The following is a 21,811-nucleotide window of genomic DNA, read 5'->3' on the forward strand; positions in this document are numbered from 1 at the left end:
CGGCACAGCGACCCGTATGGACGATTCGGACCCGGAGACCCGCGTCGGCGTCGACGTCGGCGGCACCTTCACGGACCTCGTGACGGTGCGCGACGGCCGCGTCCGCGTGGACAAGACGCCGTCGACGCCGGCCGCGCCCGAACGCGGCGTGCTGACCGGCCTGCAGGACCTCGACGCGCCGCTCGGCGACGTCGACTTCTTCGGCCACGGAACGACGGTCGCGACGAACGCCGTCCTGGAGGGCGAGTGGGCCGACACGGCGCTCGTCACCACCGAGGGCTTCCGCGACGCGCTCGAAATCGGCCGGCAGGACCGCCCCGACATCTACGACTTCGACGCGGAGAAGCCCGCGCCGGTGGTCGAACGCGACCGGCGGTTCGAGGTGCCCGAGCGCGTCGACGAGGGCGGCGACGTGCTCGAACCGCTCGACGAGGCCGCGGTCCGCGACCTCGCCGCCGACCTCCGCGAGCGCGACGTGGACAGCGTCGCCGTCTCGCTGCTGTTCAGCTTCGAACGCCCCGACCACGAGCGCCGCGTCCGCGACCTGCTCCGGGCGGCCGGCGTCGACGCCTCCGTGTCGCTGTCGAGCGACGTCCTCCCGGAGATTCGCGAGTACGAGCGGACGCTCGCGACGGCGCTGAACGCGGCGCTGAAGCCGGTGATGGACGACTACCTCGGCGCGCTCGCCGACGGCGCCGCCGACCGCGGGCTCACCGCGCCGCTGCGCGTCATGGGGTCGAACGGCGGCCTGATGGCGGCCGAGGCGGCCCGCGACCGCCCCGTCAACACGCTGCTGTCCGGCCCGGCTGCCGGCGTCCGCGGCGCCACCTACGTCGCGGGCCGCCGCGGCGTCGACGACCTCGTCACGATGGACATGGGCGGGACGTCCTGCGACGTCTCGCTGGTCCGCGGCGGCGACCCGCTCGTCACCACCGACACCGAGGTCGGCGACTACCCGGTGTCGGTCCCGACCGTCGACGTCCACACCGTCGGCGCCGGCGGCGGGTCGGTCGCCCACGTCGACGCCGGCGGCGCGCTCCGCGTCGGCCCCGCCTCCGCCGGCGCCGACCCCGGCCCAATCTGCTACGGCCGCGGCGGCGCCCGCCCGACCATCACTGACGCGCACCTGCTGCTCGGCCGCATCGACCCGGCGGGGTTCCTGCCGGACGCGCTCGGCCGCGACGCCGACGCGGTCCGCGACGCCTTCGAACCGCTCGCGGACGCCGTCGGCGGCGACGTCGAGGACGCGGCCGCCGGCGTCCTCCGGGTCGCCAACGCGGACATGGAGCGCGCGCTCCGCGTCGTCAGCGTCGAGCGCGGCTTCGACCCCCGCGAGTTCGCGCTCGTCGCGTTCGGCGGCGCCGGCCCGCTGCACGCCACGGCGCTCGCCGAGAGCCTCGGCATCCCCGAGGTCGTCGTGCCGCGCGCCGCCGGCGTGCTCTCCGCGCTCGGCCTGCTCATCAGCGACGTCGTCTACGACTACTCCACGTCGATGGTGCGCGAGTGGGACGCGGTCGACGCCGCCGACCTCGCCGCCGTCTACGAGGAGTTCGAGCGGTCGGGCCGCGAGGAACTGGCCGCCGCCGGCCGCGACGTCGACGAGATGCGGTTCGAGCGCACCGTCGACCTCCGGTACGCCGGCCAGTCGTTCGACCTCTCCGTTCCGGTCGCCGACGCCGGCGCCGGCGACGCAGCAGGCACCGCCGGCGACGCAGCCAGCGACACCGGCGGCGCCGACGGGGCGGCGTTCGACCTCGACGCCATCGCCGAGCGGTTCCACGACGCCCACGAGCGCCGGTACGGCCACGCGGCCCGCGACGAACCGGTCGAACTGGTGACGGTTCGGCTCCGCGCCCGCGGCCTCGTCGAACCGCCGGACCTCGCCGCGGCGCACCGCGACGGCGACGTCGACGACGCGGTCCGGGAGACGCGCCGCGTCGTCTTCGGCGGCGACGACCACGCGACTCCGGTGTACGACCGGACCGCGCTGCCGACCGACGCCGCCGTCGACGGCCCGGCGGTCGTCGAAGGCCCCGAGAGCACCGTCGTCGTCCACCCCGGGCAGACCGCGAGCGTCGACGGCGACGCGAACCTCGTCGTCGCCACCGGAGGTGACGGCGAATGACCGACCGGGACGCGGCGCGGGACGCCGAAGCCGAGGACGGCGTCGGAGTCGGCGCCGACGCCAATGCTGACGCCGGCGTCGATTCGGTGACGCTGGAGGTGCTGCGGAACGCCTGCGAGGCGGTCGCCGAGGAGATGAACGCGACGCTCGTCCGGACGGGCTACTCGCCGAACATCAAAGAGCGGCAGGACTGCTCGACGGCGCTGTTCGACGCCGACGGCGAGATGGTGGCGCAGGCCGAGACGATGCCGGTCCACCTCGGCGCGATGCCGTACTCCGTCGCGGCCGCCGTGGAGGCGTTCCCGCCGGAGACGCTGTCGCCGGGCGACTCGGTGCTGCTGAACGACCCGTTCCGCGGCGGCGCACACCTCCCGGACCTGACGCTCGTCACGCCCGTCTTCGACGACCGCGGCCGCGACGACGACGGCTCCGGCGGCGCCGACGGCGTGGACGGCGATGGCAGCCCGGAACTGCTCGGGTTCGCCGCGAACCGGGCGCACCACGCCGACATCGGCGGCTCCACCGCCGGCAGCGTCGCCGCGGACTCCACCGAAATCTACCAGGAGGGCCTCCGGATTCCGCCGGTGAAACTCGAAACGGGCGGCGCGGCTGGCGCCGTCGACGACGGTGCTGGCGGCACGGCTGACGGCGGCGGCAGCGACGGCGACGCGGCCGACGTCGCGGCCGCGGAGGCGGCGGGCGAGGTTCGCGACGACGTGCTGTCGATGATTCTGGCGAACGTCCGGACGCCCGAGGAGCGCCGCGGCGACCTGCGCGCGCAGATCGCGGCGAACGCGACCGGGCGGCGCCGACTCCGCGAGGTCGCCCGCGAACACGGCGACGACTTCGCGCCGGCGCTCGACGCCATCAAGGACTACTCCGAGCGCCGGATGCGCGCCGAAATCCGCGACCTCCCCGACGGCGTCTACGAGTTCCGCGACGTGCTCGACGACGACGGCCGCGGCAACACGGAGCTCGCGGTGAACGTGACGCTGGAAATCGACGGCGACGGCGTCGCGGTCGACTTCGACGGCACCGCCGCGCAGACCGACGGCCCGGTGAACGCCGTCTTCGCCGTCACCGCCTCGGCGACGTACTACGCGGTGCGCTGCGTCACCGACCCGGACATCCCGCCGAACCACGGCTGTTACCGACCTATCGACATCGACGCGCCGGCGGGCACCATCGTGAACCCGGAGCCGCCGGCCGCCGTCGTCGGCGGGAACCTGGAGACGTCCCAGCGCGTCACCGACGCCGTGCTCGGCGCGCTCGCGCAGGCCGCGCCGGGCGCCGTCGCGGCTGCTGGGCAGGGGACGATGAACAACGTCACGTTCGGCGGTACGGACCCGCGCACCGGGACGCCGTACGCCTTCTACGAGACGCAGGGCGGCGGCTTCGGCGGCCGCGCCGGCGGCGACGGCATGGACGGCGTCCACGTCCACATGTCGAACACGCTGAACACGCCCGCCGAGGTGCTGGAGACGGCGTACCCGCTCCGCGTCGACCGCTACGAACTCCGGCCGGACTCCGGCGGCGCCGGCGAGCACCGCGGCGGCCTCGGCCTCCGCCGGGACATCCGCGTCCGCGGGCACACCGCCCGGTTCAGCCTGCTCGCCGACCGCCACGTCTCCCGGCCGTACGGGCTGGCCGGCGGCGACGACGGCGCGAACGGCGCGGCGTACCTCGTCGACGACGACGGCGACGACCTGGAGAAACTGGCGGCGAAACACACCCGCGACCTCGGCGACGGCGACGTCGTCAGCGTCCGGACGCCCGGCGGCGGCGGCTACGGCGACCCCGCCGACCGCGACCGCGACGCCGTCCTGCGGGACCTCCGGCTCGGCAAACTCACGGCGTCGGCGGCGGCGGACCGGTACGGCGTCGACGACGCGGAGTAGTCAGTCGTCGGCGGTGGCGTCGCCGCGGTCCGTGTCCCCGCGGTCCGTATCGCCGCGGTCCGTGTCGTCGCCGACGCGCTCGGCGCGTTCGTCCGAGCCGAGCAGCGGCGTCCCGTCGGCTCTCGGGCCGAGCGTCGGGCCGTGCGGCGCGTCGTCCGGGTCGATGCGGCGTGTGGTCCGGTAGTCGGTCGAGCGCTCGACGGGGACGCGGCCGACGCTCGTCACCATCTCGACGTAGTCGTCGAAGCTGCGGAACTCGCCGAAGCTCCCGCCGGCGCGCTTCGTTATCTCCTCCGAGAGGATGGTGCCCATGAAGTCGTTCGCGCCGCACGACAGCGTCTTCAGCGCCTTCTCGTCGCCGTACTTCACCCACGACGTCTGGACGTTGTCGACGTTGTCCAGAAACAGCCGGGCGACGGCGATGAGCAGTTCGTCCTCGTCGTCGGAGGCGCCGCCGTCGACGACGCCGTGTTCGAACAGCGGCGTGCGCTCGTGGACGAACGACAGCGGGACGAACTCGGTGATGCCGCCGGTTTCGTCCTGCAGGTCGCGGATGCGTTTCAGGTGGACGACGCGGTGCATCTCGGTTTCGACGTGGCCGTACATCATCGTGGAAGTGACGTCGAGGCCGGCGTCGACGGCGCCGCGGATGGCGTCCATCCAGCCCGCCGTGTCGATTTTGCCGGGGCAGATGACGTCGCGCACCTCGTCGACGAGAATCTCGGCGGCGGTGCCGGGCGCCGAGTCGAGGCCGGCGTCCGCGAGCGTCTCGTACACCTCGCGGTAGCTCCAGTCGGTGCCGCGGCGGGCGTGGTACGCCTCCTCCGGCGTCATCGAGTGGAGGTGGACGTCGTCGACCGACATCGCCCGCATCTGTTCGACGTACGTCCCGGGGTCGACGGCGTAGCGCTCGGGCGGCTTGTAGTTCACGTCGCGCGCCGGGTCGTCGTGGCCGCGCAGAATCTCGTGGTGCTCGTCGGTGAGCGCGAACGCCGGGTGGAGCCCGGACACCGACGTGACCTCGGAGACGCCGCGGTCGACGGCCGCGCGGACGACGTCGCGGGACTCGGCGGGCGTCTTCGTGAAGCCGTCGTGGTCGCCGTCGTGGTCCGCCTCGAACTGGTGGGCGGTGTCCTTGAAGTTGCAGAACAGACAGCCCGTGTTGCAGGCCGTCGTGACGTTGTTGTTGACGTTCGCGACGAACGTCACCGCCTCGCCGACCCGCTCGGCGCGGCGGCGGTCCGCGAGTTCGAGCACCTGCTCTTTCCGCCGCTGGTCGATGCCGTCCGCGTCGGTGCCGGTGGTGAGCAGTTCGACGCCGTCGTCGACCGTCAGCCGGACGCCGTCGCGCGCCTTCGCCAGCGCGTTCTCGAACGACTGGTCGGTCTCGGGGACGTGTTCGAAGCCGAAGTCGTCGGGGTCCAACTCGGCCGCTGACGGTCCGCTCATGGACTGGACGGTGCGGCCGAACCGTCAAAAGTGAGGCGGTCCCCGGAACCCTGCACGAACACGCATACCTCCGCCGTGATTCGGCGCGGCTGTGGGCACAGGAGTGAAAGATTCATGTGCCGTGGCGCCGCGCCTCCACGCATGACGAGCGTCAAGGAGTTCCTCGTCGACCGCGAGCCGACCGCCGACTCGCCCGGCGCCGGCCGGTTCGCGTTCACCGACGACTACTCCGTCTTCGACTGGGGGAAGATGCCCGACCCGATTCCCGGGAAGGGCGCGTCGCTGTGCACGATGGGCGCGTACAACTTCGAGCGGCTCGAAGCCGCCGGCGTCCCGACCCACTACCGCGGCGTCGGCGCCGACGCGGCCCCGCTCGCCGCCGTCGACGACCCGCCGCGCGAACTCGCCGTCGACCTCGTGCAGGTACCCGAACTCCCGTTCCGCGGCGACGGCGACGGCTACGACTACGACGCCTTCCACGCCGACGCCGGCAGCAACTACCTCGTGCCGCTCGAAATCGTGTTCCGCAACACGGTCCCCGTCGGCTCCAGCCTCCGGCGCCGCGCCGACCCGCGCGACGTCGGCGTCGACCGCGACGACTGGCCCGCCGGCCCCGTCGACCTCCCGGAGCCGGTCGTCGAGTTCTCCACGAAGTACGAAGAGCAGGACCGCTACCTCGACCGCGCCGAAGCGGACCGCATCGCCGGCGCCGCCGACGTCGCCGACCTCGAAGCGCTCGCGCGCCGCGTCAACGACGTCGTCACGGCGCGCGCCGCCGACGCCGGCTTCGTCCACGAGGACGGCAAAATCGAGTGCGCGTCCGTCGACGGCGACGTCGTCGTCGCGGACGTCGTCGGCACCTTCGACGAGAACCGGTTCGCCTACGGCGGCCAGGAAGTGTCGAAAGAGGTCGTCAGACAGCACTACAAGCGCGAACACCCCGACTGGGTCGACGCCGTCAGCGACGCGAAAGCCCGCGCCGACCGCGAGGGCGTCGCCGACTGGCGCGGGCTCTGTTCGGCGTCGCCGCCGCCGCTCTCCGCCGACATCGTCGACGCCGTCGCCGACATGTACGCCGCCGGCGCCAACGCCTACACCGGCACCGACTGGTTCGACGCGCCCGGCATCGACGCCGCCGTCGACCGCGTCCGCGACCTCTGAACTGCGGCGTCGACGCGCTCGACCGCTCCGACGATGTCGAGCATCTCGCGAACCGGGCGCGTGAACGGCGCCTCGGTGCGGCGGGGCGCGAAGAACAGCGGCGGCGAGTGACACAGCGAGAACGAAGGCGAGCGCGAGCGGGGCAGCGTCGCGGCGGTTACTCGGCGGGCGGCGCCGCGGCGGTCGGCGTCGACTCGGCGACCGCGCCGAGGTCGTACTCGTCGGCGTCGACGCCGTCGCGGAGGTCGACGCGGCCGCGGCGGACGACGAGCGCGTCGTCGAGGTGCGCGCGGAGCGCCTCGACGAGCGCCTCCGCCTCCAGCGGCTGTCCGCGCGCCTTCAGGTCGTCGACGTCGGCGGTCGGCGGCACCGCGAAGCCGCGCTGGGCGATGATCGGGCCCTGGTCGAGGTCGGTGGTGACGTAGTGGGCGGTGACGCCGGCGACGCGCGCGCCGCCCTCGACGGCCTGCCGGTACGCCTCAGCGCCCGGGAACGCCGGGAGCAGCGACGGGTGGACGTTGACGATGCGGCCCTCGTAGCGGAACACGACCTCCGGCGAGAGGATGCGCATGAACCGGGCGAGCGCGACGCAGTCGACGTCGTGGTCGTCGAGCAGGTCCAGCAGCCGGTCCTCGTCGTGGCTGCCGGACTCGTCGCCGACGTCCGCGAACGGCACGTCGAACTCGTCGGCGAGCGGCGCCAGAGTGTCGTGGTTCCCGGCGACGACCGCGACTTCGGCGTCGAGCGTCCCGTCCTCGCAGGCTTCGAGGACGGCGCGGGGCGCGTGCTCCTCGCGGGTGACGAGCAGGCCGATGCGGCTCCCCTCCTGTTCGTGCGGGAACCGCACCTGGATGTCGACGTCGAGGTCGTCGGCGAGGTCGGCGAAGTCCTCTCGGAGCGTCTGCGGCTTGCACACCATCTCGGACGTGTCGGCGTGCAGCCGCATCCGGAACACGCCGTCGCGGACGTCCTGGTCGAGGTCCTCGATGTTGCAGCCGCGCTCGAACAGCAGCGAGGTGACCTGCGCCACCAGTCCGGTCGCGTCGGCTCCCACGACGACGATTTCGGTGTGTCTCATCGGCGGTTCACCTCGCGCTGGTCGAGTCTGACCATGGAGTGGCGAGGGCGGCCTGCGGTATGCCGTTGTCGCTCTCCGCGACGGTTGCCATCCACGAACGTGTACAGCGACCGAGACCCAAAACGGATTTTAGGCACGACTACGCACCTGCACCCGATGACCGCCTACACCGCGACGGTGACCGTCCGGCTGAAGCGCGGCGTGCTCGACCCGGAGGCCGAAACCACGAAGCAGGCGCTCGAACGCCTCGGCTTCGAACTGGACGCGCTCCGGTCTGCGGACCGCTTCGAACTGGAGTTCGACGCCGCCGACGCCGACGCGGCCCGCGACCGCGCCGGCGAGATGGCCGAACGGCTCCTCGCGAACCCGACCATCCACGACTACGACGTCGCCGTCGAGGAGCGATGATTTCGGTCGTGCAGTTCGGCGGGTCGAACTGCGACCGCGACGCCGTCCGCGCGCTCGAACACCTCGGCGTCGACGCCGAACGCGTCTGGCACGCAGACGGCCTCCCCGACGACACCGACGGCGTCGTCATCCCCGGCGGCTTCAGCTACGGCGACTACCTCCGCGCCGGCGCCATGGCCGCCCGCACCCCAATCATGGACGAGGTCCGCGCCGCCGCTGACGACGGCGTCCCGGTGCTCGGCGTCTGCAACGGCGCCCAGATCGGCTGCGAGGCCGGCCTCACCGACGGCGCGTTCACGACGAACCGCTCGGCGCGGTTCCAGTGCGAACGCGTCCACCTCCGCGTCGAGCGCGCGGACACGCCGTGGACCGCCGCCTACGACCGCGGCGACGTCATCGAAGTCCCCATCGCCCACGGCGAGGGCCGCTTCGAAATCCGCGAGGACCGCCTCGCCGACCTCCGGGCGGACGACCGCGTCCTGTTCCGCTACTGCGACGCCGACGGCGACGTCACGGACGACGCGAACCCGAACGGCTCCACCGACAACGTCGCCGGCATCCTCGGCGCCCGCGAGACGGTCGCCGTCATGATGCCCCATCCCGAGCGCGCCACCCTCCCCGACGTCGGCGGCGTCGACGGCCAGGGCGTCCTCCGGGCGTTCGCCTGACCGCCCCGACCCGACGAACTCACCGACTATCCTGGGAAATCAGCGCGGCCCTGCCACCGACTGGTTACAAGATATATGTTCACGGGGCTCTTCCGTACTGACCTGAACGAATCCGCTCCGGACGCGGCGCGGACGACGACCCACCCCTAATGACGACACAACAGCTCGACTCCGACCTGGAGGCGCTCGTTCGCTACTCCGAGGACATCCTCTCGGTGCTCGACGAATCCGGCGTGTTCCAGTACAAGAGCCCGGCCATCGAGCGGGTGCTCGGCTACGAGCCGGGCGAGCTCGTCGGCGAGTCCGCGTTCGACTACGTCCACCCGGACGACCGCGACGAGGTCCGCGAGACGTTCATGGAGGTCGTCGCCGGCGACGACGAGACGACGCGGACGGCGCGGTTCCGGTTCAAACACGCCGACGGCTCGTGGGTGTGGCTCGAAGCCGTCGGAAGCCGGTCGGCCGCCGACTCCATCGGCGGCTTCGTCGTCAACTCCCGCGACGTCACGGCGAACCGGCGGCTCCAGTCGGAGCTCGAAGCCAGCGTCTCGGCGCTGCACGAACTGTACGAAATCGCCTCCGACACCGACCTGACGTTCGACGAGAAGGTCGGCCGCGTGCTGCGGCTCGGCCGGACGCGGCTCGACCTCCCGTACGGCTTCGTCACCCGCACCACGGAGTCGAGACAGATAATCCTCGCCGCCGAGGGCGACCACGAGCTGCTGCAGGCCGGCGAGTCGTGCCCCATCGAGGAGTCGTACTGCCGGAAGACCATCGACACGGACGGCCTGCTCGCCATCGACGACGCCGTCGCCGCCGGCTGGGAGTCCGACCCGGCGTACGAGAAATTCGGGCTCGGCAGCTACGTCGGCGGGAAGCTCGTCGTCGACGGCGACCTGTTCGGGACGCTGTGTTTCGCCTCCCGGGAGGCGCGGGACGCCGACTTCACGGAGAGCGAGCGGACGTTCGTGGAGCTGGCGAGCCGGTGGCTGGGCTACGAACTCGAACAGCGCCGGTACCAGCAGGAACTCGAACGGCAGAACCAGCGGCTCGACCAGTTCGCGAGCGCGGTCAGCCACGACCTGCGGAACCCGCTGAACGTCGTGCAGGGCAGACTGGAGCTCGCCGCGGACCGCTACGGCCCCGACGACGACATCGACGCCGCCGCGGAGGCGCTGGAGCGGGCGTTCACCCGCATCGAGGAAATGCTGGAGTTCGCCCGGATGAGCCGGTCGATGGAGGAGACCGAGCCGGTGTCGATTCCGGACGTCGCCGCGGAGGCGTGGTCGCTCGCCGGCGACGACGCCGGGACGCTCCGGGTGGCCGACGACCTCGAAACCGTCGAGGGCGACCGGTCGCGGCTCCTCCGGCTGTTCGAGAACCTCTTCCGGAACGCGGTCGAACACGGCGGCAGCGACGTCACCGTCACGGTCGGCCCGCTCCCGGGCCGACTCGGCTTCTACGTCGCGGACGACGGCCCCGGAATCCCGCCGGAGAACCGCGACAGCGTCTTCGAGTACGGCTTCACGACGCGGCAGGGCGGCAGCGGCTTCGGCCTCGCGATCGTGAAAGAAATCGCGGCGGGCCACGGCTGGAACGTCTCCGTCACGGACAGCGACGACGGCGGCGCACGCTTCGAGTTCGTCGGCGCCGACGCGACCTGACCGCGAAGAACCAGACAGTTCCGCCGGCACCTCGGACGCGGAGCGGTCCGCGCGGCTCGGCCTCGGCGAGGTAATCTCCCCGAATCGCGCTCGAACGGAGCACGCCATCCCCAGTCGTCGTCTGATGCGAGGGAAGGGATTTGAACCCCTGAACCCCTACGGGAGCGGATCTTAAGTCCGCCGCTTTTGGCCTGGCTCAGCCACCCTCGCGCGGGTCGTCGCTTCCCGCGGGGACCGCAAGTGGGTTTCGGTCGGAGACGCCGGCGAACGAGACGGGGAGCGACACCGGCATCCCTCTCGGCACCCAGTACACGGGTATGACCGACACGAACGGCCGGGACGTCCCGGACCGCGTTACGAGACGCCGACTACTCGCCGGTGCGGGTGCGGCGGGCGCCGCCGGGCTCGCGGGCTGCTTCGGCGGCGACGGCGGCGGGACGCCGACCGACGGCGCCGACACCGGAGCCGGCGGCACCGACACGGCGTCACCGACGCCGACGCCGGGCGGCCGGCTGAGCTTCGCGCAGACGAAGTCGCCGCTCGACCTCGACCCGATGCAGGCGAACGACGTCCCGTCGCTGCAGGTGGTCGAACGGCTGTTCGACAGCCTGTACACGTACAGCGAGGGGACGGCGCTGGTGCCGCAGCTCGCCGCCGGCGAGCCCGAGGTGTCGAAGGACGCGACGCGGTACGTCGTGGAGCTCCGCGACGACGTCACGTTCCAGAACGGGACGCCGATCACCGCCGAGGACGTGAAGTACTCGTTCCTGGCGCCGGGCCGCGAGGAGACGTCGAACGGCTCGGAGTTCACGATGGTCGACTCCATCACCGAGGTGGACGACCGCGCCGTCCAGTTCGACCTGAAGTACCCGTTCGGGCCGTTCCGGCACAAGCTGGCGTGGTCGCCGGTGCCGAAGGAGCACCGCGAGAACAACAAGAAGGCGTTCAACAAGAACCCGGTCGGCTCCGGGCCGTTCACGCTGGAGTCGTTCACGGAGGGCCAGTCGGTCGAGCTGTCGACGTGGGAGGACTACCACGGGAAGCAGCCGGTGCTCGACGGCGTGACGTTCGCGCCCGTCGAGGAGCCGACGACGCGCGTCACGACGCTCCGGAACGGCGAGCACGACATCGTCCAGACCATTCCGCCGAAGCTCTACTCCGCGGTGCAGAACCAGGAGGGCGCCAGCGTCGAAGAGCGCGAAGGCCTCGGCTACTACTACCTCTCGTTCAACTGCAACGAGGGCCCGACGGCGGACCCGAAGGTCCGCGAAGCCATCGACTACGCCGTCTCGATGGACGAAGCCGTGAAGAACTACGTCGAGCCGGCCGGAAAGCGCCTCACGGCGCCGATGCCGGACTCGGTGACCGAGCCGTGGGGCTTCCCGACCGACGAGTGGGAGCAGATTCCGCACGACAAAGACCTCGACGAGGCCCAGCGGCTCCTCGACGAGGCCGGCGTCCCGACGGACTACTCGTGGAAGATCATCGTGCCGCCGGACGACAAGCGCGAACAGATCGGCATCTCCGTCGGCAACAGCCTGCAGGAACTCGGCTACACGAACGTCAGCGTCACCCGGCTCGACTGGGGCGCGTTCCTCGACAAGTACGCGACCGGCAAGGAGTCCGACTACAACATGTACACGCTCGGCTGGGTCGACGAGGTCGACCCGGACGGCTACCTCTACTACCTGTTCCACGAGTCCGAGGAGGGCTCCACGAACGGCTGCTACTACGAGAACGACGAAGTGATGACGCAGCTGGAGCAGGCGCGGCGGACCGCGGACCACGCCGAGCGCAAACGGCTGTACACCGACGCCGTGACCTCCATCCTGGAGGACCGCGCGCACCTGCCGGTGTACAACCTCAAGAACAGCTTCGGCGTGAAAGACTACGTCGAGGGGTTCCGGCCGCACACCGTCGCCAAGGTCAACCCCCGGGTCGCCGGGCAGGAGACGGTGTCGCTCAACAAGTAGCGGTGCGGCTCGGCGGCGTCACCAGTCGACGCTGAGGGTGCCGTCGCCGTGCGGGTCCGGCGCCAGCTCCTCGTCGGTGCGGCGGTCGACGACGTGGATGCAGCCGACGTCCTTCTTCGCCGGACACACCTCCGCGGCGCGGATGTTCTCGTCCAGTTCGTCCTCGCCGACGTAGTACGACTTCGGCCGCGCCATCCCGGAGGCGATGTCCATCTCCCAGTTGTCCGCGACCTCCGCGCACTTCCCGGCGCCGAAGCAGGCGTTCGCCTCGAAGATGATCTTGTACGGCTTCTCCTCCACCGGCGGCCCCTCCCCGCCGAAGTCGCTCGCGGTCTGCACGTCGGCGTCCAGGTCGCTCATGCGGAGCCGTAGCGACCGTGTGGTCTTTCCTCTGTCGGTCAAACGAACCGAGTGATGCCCTCCAGCGACGACGCGAACGACGACCGCCGAGGCGACACGGACCGCGGAAGCGACGCTGCCGGGCGAAGCGACGCCGCTGACCGCGGCAGCACCGTCGACGCCGGAAGCGACGCGGACCGCGGAAGCGACGCGGACCGCGGAAGCGACGCGGACCGCGACAGCACCGTCGACCGCGGCGGCGACGCCGCGTCCGGGGACGTGCGGCGGTTCCCGACGAAGCGCGGCGAGTGCGTCGTCGCCGCCGACGAAATCCGGGTGTCGGGAAGCGTCCGCGGCTACCTCCGGAATCTGTACCGGAGCTACTGGCGGAGCGACGAGTGGTGGCGGAAGGCGGTGTTCGTCGGGTTCGTTCTCGCGCTCCCGACGGGGGTGGCGTCGCTGGCTGCCTCCGACGGCGGCCACGAACTGCTCGTCGTCGTCGCGCTCGCCGGTGTGCTGCTGGCTGTCGCCGCCTATCAGCGCGTCGTGCGCGGCGTCACGACCGCCGACCGGATTCCGCTGGCTGCGGTCACCGAGGTCGTCGCCGTCGAGGGGACGAAGGGGTTGACGCGGCCGCGGTTCGTCGTCCGCTACGAGTCCGGCGGCCGCGAGCGTCGGCGCTACGTGAACATGCCGTCGCGGTACACGCCGAACGGCGACGAGGCGTTCCTCCGCGGACGAGCGGCGTTCGAAGCGGCCGGCCTCACCGTCCGCGACGCCTGACCGAGACGCGGCTGACCGAGCCGACTGACCGACGACGGGCGGGCGTCGCCGCGTCGTCGCGCAGCCGTCGAGTTCGGCGGCAGCGGCTTACAGCGGCAGCACCGCCTGACTCATGCCGGGGCCGTAGACGACGGTGACGTAGATGGCCGTGAAGAGGAACGCGTCCCAGAGCCCGTGGATGAGCGCCGGGACGACGAGGTTGTCGGTGTACTCGTAGACGGTGCCGAACACGAGGCTCGGCACGAACAGGATGACGATGGTGGTGAGTCGCGCGCCGAGCGACCCGGTGAGCGCCGTCACGTGGATGGCGGCGAACAGCGCAGACGACAGCACGACCGCGGCCGGCGCGTCGAACGCCTCCCGGAGCCGGTTGTGGACGGCGCCGCGGAACAGCGTCTCCTCGCACGGCCCGATGACGACGATGGAGGCGACGACGAGCAGCGGGATGATGCGCGGGAGTTCCTGTGCGAGCTGGCCCGTGGAGTTCTCCGCCGTCGGCAGCCCGAGCACCTCCGTGATGAGCAGCGTCATCCCGAGCGTCAACGCGAACACGGCGAGGAACCCGGCGCCGACGACGCCGACCTCTTTCAGCGACGGCACCCGGACGCCGAGGTACTCGCGGACCCCCGCCCAGTCGAAGCCGCGCCACCGGAGGTACAGCAGCGGGAACGCCATGAACGGGAGATACTGGCCGAACACGAACAGCGCCGCCAGCCGGACCGACACGGACGCGACGCCGAGCGCGTCCAGCGCCAGAACCGCGGGGAACGCCAACACGATCGCCAGCACCGCGCCGGCGACGCCGAGACCGTACCCCACGCCGAGCGACCGGACGCGGGGGGAGAGCGTGACCATGCAGGGGGCTTGCGGGCGGACGCAAAGACGCTTGCCACTGCCGACTCTCGCAGTGCCCGAATCCCGGACTCTCGGTCGGCGGTATCTGTTCGTCGTCGCTGACTCGTCGTCGCTGACTCGTCGTCGTCCGGCTGTCGCCCGGACGTGGTGGCTCGGCCGGTCAGTCGTCGCGGTGCGCGCCGGCCTCGTACTGCGAGACGGCGATGACGGCGCGGCCGTCGCGGACGTCGCCGGCGAAGACGGCGTCGCGGAAGTCGTCGTAGTCGGCGGCGACGGGCCGGATGCTCTCGTCGTCGTCGAAGTCGGTCGACGCGGTCGGGGTGCAGCCGGACGCGACAAAGTGGTGGTGGACCGAGTTCGAGACGCCGTTGCTCGGCTCCACCGACGCGAGGTGCTCGACCGCGCCGGCCTCGTAGCCGGTCTCTTCGCGGAGTTCGCGGCGCGCCGCCGCCGCCGGCTCCTCGTCGCCTTCGAGCGACCCGGCGGGCAGCCCGCGGTTCACGCGGCCGACCGCCTGCCGCCACTCCTCGATGAGCACGACCTCGTCGCTCCGCCCGTCGCCGGATTCGTCGGCCGCTCCGTCGGCGGTGAACGGGAGCACCACGACGGCTCCCGGCTCGTCGACGTAGTGGTACTCGCCTTCGGTGCCGTCCGGAAGCCGTACGTCGTCCACGCGGACGTCGAACCCGGGGCAGGCGTAGTCGACGCCGGAGTCCAGCGTCTCCCACGCCAAACCGTCGTCCGGGCCGTCGGCGTCGTCTGGGTCGTCGGGGCGGTCGCCCGCAGCGTCGCTGCCGGTCATACCGGAGCGTCGCGTCGTCCGCCGAAAAAGCCGCTGAAGTCCGCCGCCTCGGCTGGGTCGGGTCAGTCGCGGACGCTGACGACCGCGCCGGCGATGACGAGCGCGAGCGAGACGAGCGTCGCGGCGACCTGCGGCTCCGCGAACCACACCGGCGCCCACGGCGCCGCGGCGCGCACCAGCACGACGAGCGACGAGAGCACCGGGACGCCGCCCTCCGGCGCGGTGTCGTCACCGGCTTCGGGCGTGCCCGCCGCGTCGCCGTCGGCGTTCATCCGCGGGAGCCCGTCGCCGCGGAGCTCGCGCGGCACGCGGTCCGCCTCGTACGGGATGCGCTCGGTCGCGTACCGCCAGACGACGGTGCCGTTCTCGTCGACCTCGACGATGCGCTTGTTCAGCGTGTCCGTGATGAGCGTGTTGCCGTTCGGCAGCCGGTCGGCATCGCGCGGCCAGCGAAGCTCCAGCCCGGCGGCCTCGGTGAGCGTCCACGCGACCGACCAGTTCCCGTCGTCGCCGCGGTGGAGTTCGACGACGCGGTCGTTGTCGGAGTCGGCGACCAGCACGGCGCCCGCGCCGAGCCACTGCGGATTGTGCTGGTGGTTCAACACGTCCGGGTCGCCACAGCGCACGTCGCCGTCGCCGTCCGTGTCGCGGAGCTGGCCGCCGCCGCGGCACGACGCGTCGCTGCTGCCCGCGGCGTCGGCGTTGATGATTTCGACGACCTCGCTGCCGCCGTCGGCGGTGCGCTGAACGACGACCAGCTGGTTCGCGTTCCGCACCGACACGAGGAACCGGCCGTCGCCGATGCGGTCGACGTCGTTGACGTGCAGCCAGTCGGTCGTCGTCGGGTCCGCCGGCGCGTCGTAGACGCTGGAGGCGTTCCACTGCCACACCACCTGTTCGTCGCGCACCACCACGATGCGTTCGCGGTCCATGTCGGTCATCACGAACCCGCCGCCCGGCAGCGGCTCGGCGTCGTGAACCTCGCTGTTCTTCTGGGTCCGCACCGGGAAGCTGTACTCGTCGACGACCGTCGGGCCGCCCGACGCGTCCGGGTCGATGATGCGGTAGCCGGTGCGGGCGCACGGCGAGTCGTACGGGCCGCACCGCTCGTAGCCGTTGTGCATGAACCCGGCGAGGACGTTCCCGTTGTTGAGCCGCTGCACGTCGAAGTAGCTGTCCGCGGAGCCCTCGCGCCACGCCACGTCCGTCCCGTTCAGCAGGTAGACGCTGCCGTACTCGTGCCACCCGGCGCCGCCGCCCTGCGACCCGACCAGCGTCTGCGGCGACTCCCCGGCGGCCGTCCCGCCGACGTGGCCGCGGTCCGGCGCGACCGCCGCGCTCACCGCGATAGTCAGACCGAACAGCACCACGCCGGCGAGCAACAACTGCGCCCCGCGGTCCACCCTCATCGACCGAGCGAAGTCGGCATCGGAGCAAAAGCCTTCTGTCATGGCTGGATGGGCGAGACGGACACGCCGTGATTCCAGTTAGGTCGGTAGCGGCCGTGTTGGTGTCTGCGAACGCCGTCACCGCTGACTGCAGGACCGCGCCGCCGACCGCGAAAGCCCCCGGCGGTGGCGAGTCGGGGGCCTCGCTGCGCGCCTCGCGCGCTCCCTTCGGTCGCTCGCGCTGCGGTGCTTGCGTCGGCCGCCGTTCTCGCCACCGCCGGCCCCTTTCAGCCCCACCCGAGGCCCGGACGGACAGTCGCCGCCGTCAGGCCGGCTCGTCGACCGGGGCCGCGGCGTCGACGCGGCGGAGCAGTTCGTCGATTTGGCCGCGCGTCTCCGCGAGCGACCCGGAGTTGTCGACGACGGCGTGGTCGCCGGCGACCGGCTCGAACTCCGCGCGGAGCAGTTCGTACACGTCGGCGTCGGCGTCGCTCTCGTCGCCTTCGCGGGCCGCGATTCGGTCCCGGGCGACCGCCTCGTCGCACTCCACTTTCACGAGGACGACCGAGGCGCCGTGGGCGTCGGCGACGTCGCGGGTGCGGTCGCGCAGGTCGGCTCGCCTGAACGTCCCGTCGAGCACGGCGACGCCGTCGCGGCCGAGCGCGTCGCCGGCCCGGTCGAGCAGTTCGTCGTACACCGCCGCGGTTTCCTCGTCCGTGTAGTCTGGCTCGGGGAACTCCTCCTTCCGGACGACGTCGGTGCGCAGCAGGGGCGCGTCGATGCGCTCTGCGACGGCCGCCGACACCGTCGTCTTGCCCGCGCCCGGCAACCCGCAGACGACGAAGAGCCGCGTTGTGTCCGCCATTGTCTCAGGTCGACGGAGCACCGGCGGCCCCAAATCCGTTCCGCTCCGCCGACTCACCTGCGGCGTGGCCACACACCGCACCGCGCTCCGGACCCACCGCTTGCCGGACTCATCGCTCGTCGGGTTTACCGCTCCCCGAACTCACCGGTCGCCGGCGGGGCGCTGACGGACCACGGAGTCCTCGTCGACGAGGTAGACGAACGTCTGCGTGAACCAGTCCGCGTGGACGACCGTCGACGTCGCGGTGCTGTTCGGAAGCGGCTCGCCGCCGGTCGTCGCCGACGCGGTGCAGCTCACCACGACCCGGTAACCGACCGAGACGCGCGCCGCGGAGTCGACGCTGCACTCGATGGAGACGTCGCTGCTCGGGCCGCCGTACAGCGTGTTGTACACCCAGCGCCGCTCGTGCGTCTTCGCGAACGACGCCGCCGTCGCCGTCGACAGGTCGTCCGGAATCGCCGGGCGCTCCTTCGGACCGTCCGGGAATGCTGGCGTCGAATCCGGCAGCGGCGTCAACGGTCCGGCGGTCGGCGACTCCGACGGGGACCCGGGCGGAGTCGTCGGCGACGCAGTCGGTGTCGGCGTCCCGCCGGACGTCCCGAGACAGCCGGCCGAGACGACGAGCGCAGCGAACAGGACCGCGTGGAGGGCACGGTGACGCATTCGGTCGGCACCCCGAACGCCTGCGGTAAGTGTCTTGTTGGCGAATCAGTCGCCGAAACCGCGACGGCAGTGACCGACGGAACCGCCGGCGTCGCCGCTACCGTGACTGTGCGGCGGAGAATGCGGGAGAAGTGGGCCGGCGCGAATTTGAATCGCGGTTACGGCCACCCGAAGGCCGAAGGATACCAAGCTACCCCACCGGCCCGCACCTGTTCGAAGGTCAGCCGTTCCTTTAACGCTTCCGAAAGGGGGTTCAGGCGTCGAGGTCGTCGGGGCCGAGCGCGCCGGGAGCGTCGGTTCCGGGCTCGTCGGCGGTCGCGGCGTTGCCGCCGGTGAGCTGTTCGTAGACCGTGACGAGGACGGCGAGCGAGAACACCGTCGTGACGCCGGACATGACGCTGCTGAGCGCCTGTCCGACGGCCGGCGCGAGGACGGAGAGGATGCCGGGGACGAGCCCGATGACGAAGCCGATGACGGCGAGGATTATGCCGAGGAAGAACAGCCGCCAGCGGTGGCCGGTGGCGAGCTCCCAGCTCCGGCTGAGCGAGTCGGTGATGCCGGCGTCTTCGAGGGCGACGAACGGCAGCGCGAACATGAGGCTGATGGCGATGTACAGCCCCGGGACGAAGAGGAAGATCAGCCCGACGAAGACGGCGATGAAGGTGAGGATGTTGACGACGATGCCGACGCCGGTCGCTGCTGCGAGCCGGCGGGTGTGCGTCGCGGTCGGGAACTGGTCGATGTCCTCGTGGAGCGCGCGGAGGGCGACGAGCGAGAGCGCGACGCCGCCGACCATGGCCAGCAGGACGACGACGATGGAGACGACGAGCGGGATGTCCAGGGCGAACGGGAGCGACTGGGTGGACTGCTCTACGACGTCTGCGGGGAGGTACCGCCTGTACACCTCTACCACTGCGGACTGGTAGAACACCTGGAACACGAGCTGGTACGCTACGTACAGCACGGCGAGTATCGCGCCGCCGCGGGTCGCGAGCCGTTCGACGCCGGAGGTCAGCGCGTCGCCGATGTCAACTGTCGGGGACATTTCGTCCGGGATTCAACGTCACTCCTGATAAAGATTCTTCACGAGCGGCGCGCGAACTGATTCGGCCGCCTTCGGGCTGAACCGACATCCTCCCGGGGCTACTGAGGCGTGCAGATTGCGGAGTCGGTATCGGGCGAAAATCCTGACGGCGGTCCGAGCGGTGTCGGCTCCGACAACCAAACACGAGAGAAGGGAAAGATACTCTGCCGAAAGACAAACAAAGAGTTTCTACCTGGGAATGAAAGGGGCGGAATCCACAACTGCATCGGCACCTTTATGATATTTGGTCCGCCAAAACGAAACAGGGAGTCACAGAATGCAAGCCGACGAATCCAACGACGGAACGGTGACGGACGCGGTGGACGCGGTATCGTCCACCGGCGCGAGCGACGGCGGCTCGGGAGGTGCCCGGTAATGGCGCGAGGGACCGCCGACTGGTGGCCGGACCTGCTGGACGTCGACATCCTCGACGACAACGCCGCGGAACTCGACCCGTACGGCGAGGACTTCGACTACGCCGAGGAGTTCCAGAAGCTCGACCTCGACGAGGTGAAATCCGACATCGAGGACGTCATGACGGACTCGAAGGACTGGTGGCCGGCCGACTACGGCCACTACGGCCCGTTCTTCATCCGGATGGCGTGGCACAGCGCCGGGACGTACCGCACCAGCGACGGCCGCGCCGGCGCGTCCGGCGGCCTGCAGCGCCTCCCGCCGGAGAGTAGCTGGCCGGACAACGTCAACCTCGACAAGGCCCGGCGCCTGCTCCAGCCGGTCAAGCACAAGTACGGCCGGAAGCTCTCGTGGGGCGACCTCATCGTCCTCGCCGGGAACGTCGCGCTGGAGTCGATGGGCTTCGAGACGTTCGGCTTCGCCGGCGGCCGCGTGGACGAGTACAAGTCCAACGAGGCCACCGAGTGGGGCCCCGAGACCGAGTGGGAGACGACTTCGCCCGAGCGCTTCGAGGACGGCGAGGTGGGCAACCTCAAGGACCCGCTCGCGAACACCGTGATGGGCCTCATCTACGTGAACCCCGAGGGCCCGTACGGCGAACCCGACGTCGAGGGCTCCGCGGCGAACATCCGCGAGGAGTTCGAGCGCATGGCGATGAACGACGAGGAGACCGTCGCGCTCATCGCCGGCGGCCACACCTTCGGGAAGGTCCACGGCGCCGACGACCCCGAAGAGCACGTCGGCCCCGAACCCGAGGCGGCACCGATGGAGGAGCAGGGCCTCGGCTGGGCGCAGGAGCACGGCGACAAGATCGGCGGTCTCGAAGCCATCACGAGCGGCATCGAGGGGCCGTGGAACTCCGCGCCGACCCAGTGGGACATGGGCTACATCGACAACCTGCTCAACCACGACTGGACCTCGGTCAAAGGCCCCGGCGGTGCGTGGCAGTGGCGCCCGGTCGGCGACGACATCGAGGAGGCGCCGGGCCCGCACGACCCGGAGGACACCGAGGAGCCGATGATGCTGACGACGGACGTCGCCCTGAAACACGACGACGACTACCGGGAGATTCTGGAGCGCTTCCAGGAGAACCCCGACGAGTTCCAGGAGGCGTTCGCGAAGGCGTGGTACAAGCTCATCCACCGCGACATGGGTCCGCCCGAGCGTCTGCTCGGCCCGGAAGTCCCCGACGAGACGTTCGTCTGGCAGGACCCGATTCCGGACGCTGACTACGACGTCGTCGGCGACGAGGAGGTCGCGGAACTCAAACAGGAGATTCTCGACGCCGACGTCGAGCGCTCCCAGCTCGTCAAGACCGCGTGGGCGGCCGCGTCGACGTACCGCGACAGCGACAAGCGCGGCGGCGCGAACGGCGGCCGCATCCGGCTCGAACCCCAGCGCAGCTGGGACGTCAACGAGCCCGAGGAGCTCGAATCCGTCCTCGAAACCTACGAGGAGATTCAGGACGACTTCAACGGTTCCCGCTCGGACGACGTGCGCGTCTCGCTCGCGGACCTCGTCGTGCTCGGCGGCAACGCGGCCGTCGAGCAGGCCGCGGCCGACGCCGGCTACGACGTCGAGGTTCCGTTCGAACCGGGCCGCACGGACGCCACGCAGGAGCAGACCGACGTCGAGTCGTTCGAGGTGCTCGAACCGAAGACCGACGGCTTCCGCAACTACCTCGGCGACGGCGACTTCGACGACCTCTACGACTCCCTCGAGGAGCGCCTGGTCGACAAGGCGGAGCTCCTGAACCTCTCGGTGACGGAGCTGACAGCGCTCGTCGGCGGGATGCGCGCGCTCGGCGCGACCTACCAGGACACCGACCGCGGCGTCCTCACCGACCAGCCGGGGACGCTCACGAACGACTTCTTCGTGAACCTGCTCGACATGGAGTACGAGTGGGAGCCGGTCGACGAGGACGAGGAGGTCTTCGAGGGCTACGACCGCGACAGCGGCGAGCAGGAGTGGGAAGCCACCCGCTTCGACCTCATCTTCAGCTCGAACGCTCGCCTCCGCGCCCACGCCGACGTCTACGCGGCCGAGGACGGCGAGGAGAAGCTCGTCGAGGACTTCGTCGACACGTGGAGCAAAGTGATGCAGCTCGACCGGTTCGACCTCAAATAAGCCGGCCGAGCCGCCGGCTACGCGGCCGCATCGCTTCGACGGCGCGCGCCTGACGCCGGGCCGGCCG

18 protein-coding genes and 2 tRNA genes are annotated in these 21,811 nt (G+C 71.1%); 9 read left to right on the forward strand and 11 right to left on the reverse strand.

The features are described 5' to 3' along the window. Positions 1-16 precede the first annotated feature (16 nt). Positions 17-2,125 (forward strand): hydantoinase/oxoprolinase family protein, encoded by a 2,109-nt coding sequence (locus tag ACQUS7_RS06735; RefSeq protein ID WP_435145799.1) that lies wholly within the window; start codon positions 17-19, stop codon positions 2,123-2,125. Further along, positions 2,122-4,023, forward strand: a complete 1,902-nt coding sequence (locus ACQUS7_RS06740) for a hydantoinase B/oxoprolinase family protein (protein WP_435145801.1) — start codon at positions 2,122-2,124, stop codon at positions 4,021-4,023. Before ACQUS7_RS06735 ends, ACQUS7_RS06740 begins: the two co-directional genes overlap by 4 nt. On the opposite strand, the gene cofH is transcribed toward ACQUS7_RS06740, so the two are convergent. Further along, positions 4,024-5,472, reverse strand: coding sequence for a 7,8-didemethyl-8-hydroxy-5-deazariboflavin synthase subunit CofH (gene cofH / locus ACQUS7_RS06745; RefSeq protein WP_435145803.1), 1,449 nt, complete (start codon positions 5,470-5,472; stop codon positions 4,024-4,026). A 141-nt stretch (positions 5,473-5,613) separates the two neighbouring features. On the opposite strand from cofH, the gene ACQUS7_RS06750 reads away from it, so the two are divergent. Next, positions 5,614-6,633, forward strand: coding sequence for a phosphoribosylaminoimidazolesuccinocarboxamide synthase (locus ACQUS7_RS06750; RefSeq protein WP_435145805.1), 1,020 nt, complete (start codon positions 5,614-5,616; stop codon positions 6,631-6,633). Between the two features lie 157 nt (positions 6,634-6,790). On the opposite strand, the gene ACQUS7_RS06755 is transcribed toward ACQUS7_RS06750, so the two are convergent. Beyond that, positions 6,791-7,711 (reverse strand): formyltetrahydrofolate deformylase, encoded by a 921-nt coding sequence (locus ACQUS7_RS06755; RefSeq protein WP_435124273.1) that lies wholly within the window; start codon positions 7,709-7,711, stop codon positions 6,791-6,793. A 156-nt stretch (positions 7,712-7,867) separates the two neighbouring features. Between ACQUS7_RS06755 and purS the strand changes: the two genes are divergently transcribed. From purS to ACQUS7_RS06770, 3 genes are all read left to right on the forward strand, one after another. After that, positions 7,868-8,119: a phosphoribosylformylglycinamidine synthase subunit PurS gene (gene purS / locus ACQUS7_RS06760; protein WP_435124275.1), complete on the forward strand. Its 252-nt coding sequence runs from the start codon at positions 7,868-7,870 to the stop codon at positions 8,117-8,119. After that, complete coding sequence (gene purQ, locus ACQUS7_RS06765) at positions 8,116-8,787, forward strand: phosphoribosylformylglycinamidine synthase I (protein ID WP_435124276.1); 672 nt, start codon at positions 8,116-8,118, stop codon at positions 8,785-8,787. Before purS ends, purQ begins: the two co-directional genes overlap by 4 nt. 149 nt (positions 8,788-8,936) lie before the next feature. Further along, a complete protein-coding gene (locus ACQUS7_RS06770) occupies positions 8,937-10,451 on the forward strand; it encodes an ATP-binding protein (RefSeq protein ID WP_435124278.1) in 1,515 nt (504 codons plus the stop codon). 125 nt (positions 10,452-10,576) lie between these two features. Here the strand turns inward: ACQUS7_RS06770 and ACQUS7_RS06775 are convergent. Continuing rightward, positions 10,577-10,661 (reverse strand) — tRNA-Leu (locus tag ACQUS7_RS06775). A 107-nt stretch (positions 10,662-10,768) separates the two neighbouring features. On the opposite strand from ACQUS7_RS06775, the gene ACQUS7_RS06780 reads away from it, so the two are divergent. Then, positions 10,769-12,424, forward strand: coding sequence for an ABC transporter substrate-binding protein (locus ACQUS7_RS06780; RefSeq protein WP_435145809.1), 1,656 nt, complete (start codon positions 10,769-10,771; stop codon positions 12,422-12,424). Between the two features lie 18 nt (positions 12,425-12,442). Here the strand turns inward: ACQUS7_RS06780 and ACQUS7_RS06785 are convergent, their stop codons facing one another. Beyond that, positions 12,443-12,784: a ferredoxin gene (locus tag ACQUS7_RS06785; protein ID WP_435145811.1), complete on the reverse strand. Its 342-nt coding sequence runs from the start codon at positions 12,782-12,784 to the stop codon at positions 12,443-12,445. Between the two features lie 54 nt (positions 12,785-12,838). Here ACQUS7_RS06785 and ACQUS7_RS06790 point away from each other — a divergent pair, with 54 nt between their 5' ends. Then, on the forward strand, positions 12,839-13,546 hold the full coding sequence (locus ACQUS7_RS06790) for a hypothetical protein (RefSeq protein WP_435145813.1): 708 nt from the start codon (positions 12,839-12,841) through the stop codon (positions 13,544-13,546). An 87-nt stretch (positions 13,547-13,633) separates the two neighbouring features. Here ACQUS7_RS06790 and ACQUS7_RS06795 read toward each other — a convergent pair whose 3' ends face one another. From ACQUS7_RS06795 to ACQUS7_RS06825, 7 genes are all read right to left on the reverse strand, one after another. Continuing rightward, positions 13,634-14,401, reverse strand: a complete 768-nt coding sequence (locus tag ACQUS7_RS06795; RefSeq protein ID WP_435145815.1) for a CPBP family intramembrane glutamic endopeptidase — start codon at positions 14,399-14,401, stop codon at positions 13,634-13,636. 160 nt (positions 14,402-14,561) lie between these two features. Next, a complete protein-coding gene (locus ACQUS7_RS06800) occupies positions 14,562-15,203 on the reverse strand; it encodes an NUDIX hydrolase (RefSeq protein WP_435124287.1) in 642 nt (213 codons plus the stop codon). A gap of 62 nt (positions 15,204-15,265) precedes the next feature. Beyond that, positions 15,266-16,612 carry a hypothetical protein gene (locus ACQUS7_RS06805; protein ID WP_435145817.1) on the reverse strand — a complete coding sequence of 449 codons (1,347 nt, stop codon included), beginning with the start codon at positions 16,610-16,612 and terminating at the stop codon, positions 15,266-15,268. Between the two features lie 304 nt (positions 16,613-16,916). Next, positions 16,917-17,456: an AAA family ATPase gene (locus ACQUS7_RS06810; RefSeq protein ID WP_435145819.1), complete on the reverse strand. Its 540-nt coding sequence runs from the start codon at positions 17,454-17,456 to the stop codon at positions 16,917-16,919. A 141-nt stretch (positions 17,457-17,597) separates the two neighbouring features. Continuing rightward, positions 17,598-18,119, reverse strand: coding sequence for a hypothetical protein (locus ACQUS7_RS06815; RefSeq protein WP_435145821.1), 522 nt, complete (start codon positions 18,117-18,119; stop codon positions 17,598-17,600). Positions 18,120-18,251: 132 nt separating this feature from the next. Continuing rightward, a tRNA-Pro gene (locus ACQUS7_RS06820) sits at positions 18,252-18,324 on the reverse strand. 48 nt (positions 18,325-18,372) lie between these two features. Further along, a complete protein-coding gene (locus ACQUS7_RS06825) occupies positions 18,373-19,164 on the reverse strand; it encodes a glycerophosphoryl diester phosphodiesterase membrane domain-containing protein (RefSeq protein ID WP_435145823.1) in 792 nt (263 codons plus the stop codon). A gap of 414 nt (positions 19,165-19,578) precedes the next feature. Here ACQUS7_RS06825 and katG point away from each other — a divergent pair, with 414 nt between their 5' ends. Next, positions 19,579-21,744 (forward strand): catalase/peroxidase HPI, encoded by a 2,166-nt coding sequence (gene katG, locus ACQUS7_RS06830; RefSeq protein WP_435145825.1) that lies wholly within the window; start codon positions 19,579-19,581, stop codon positions 21,742-21,744. Positions 21,745-21,811 lie beyond the last annotated feature (67 nt).

This window comes from Halobaculum sp. P14 (genome assembly GCF_051195155.1).
Classification (GTDB): Archaea; Halobacteriota; Halobacteria; order Halobacteriales; family Haloferacaceae; genus JBNTKA01.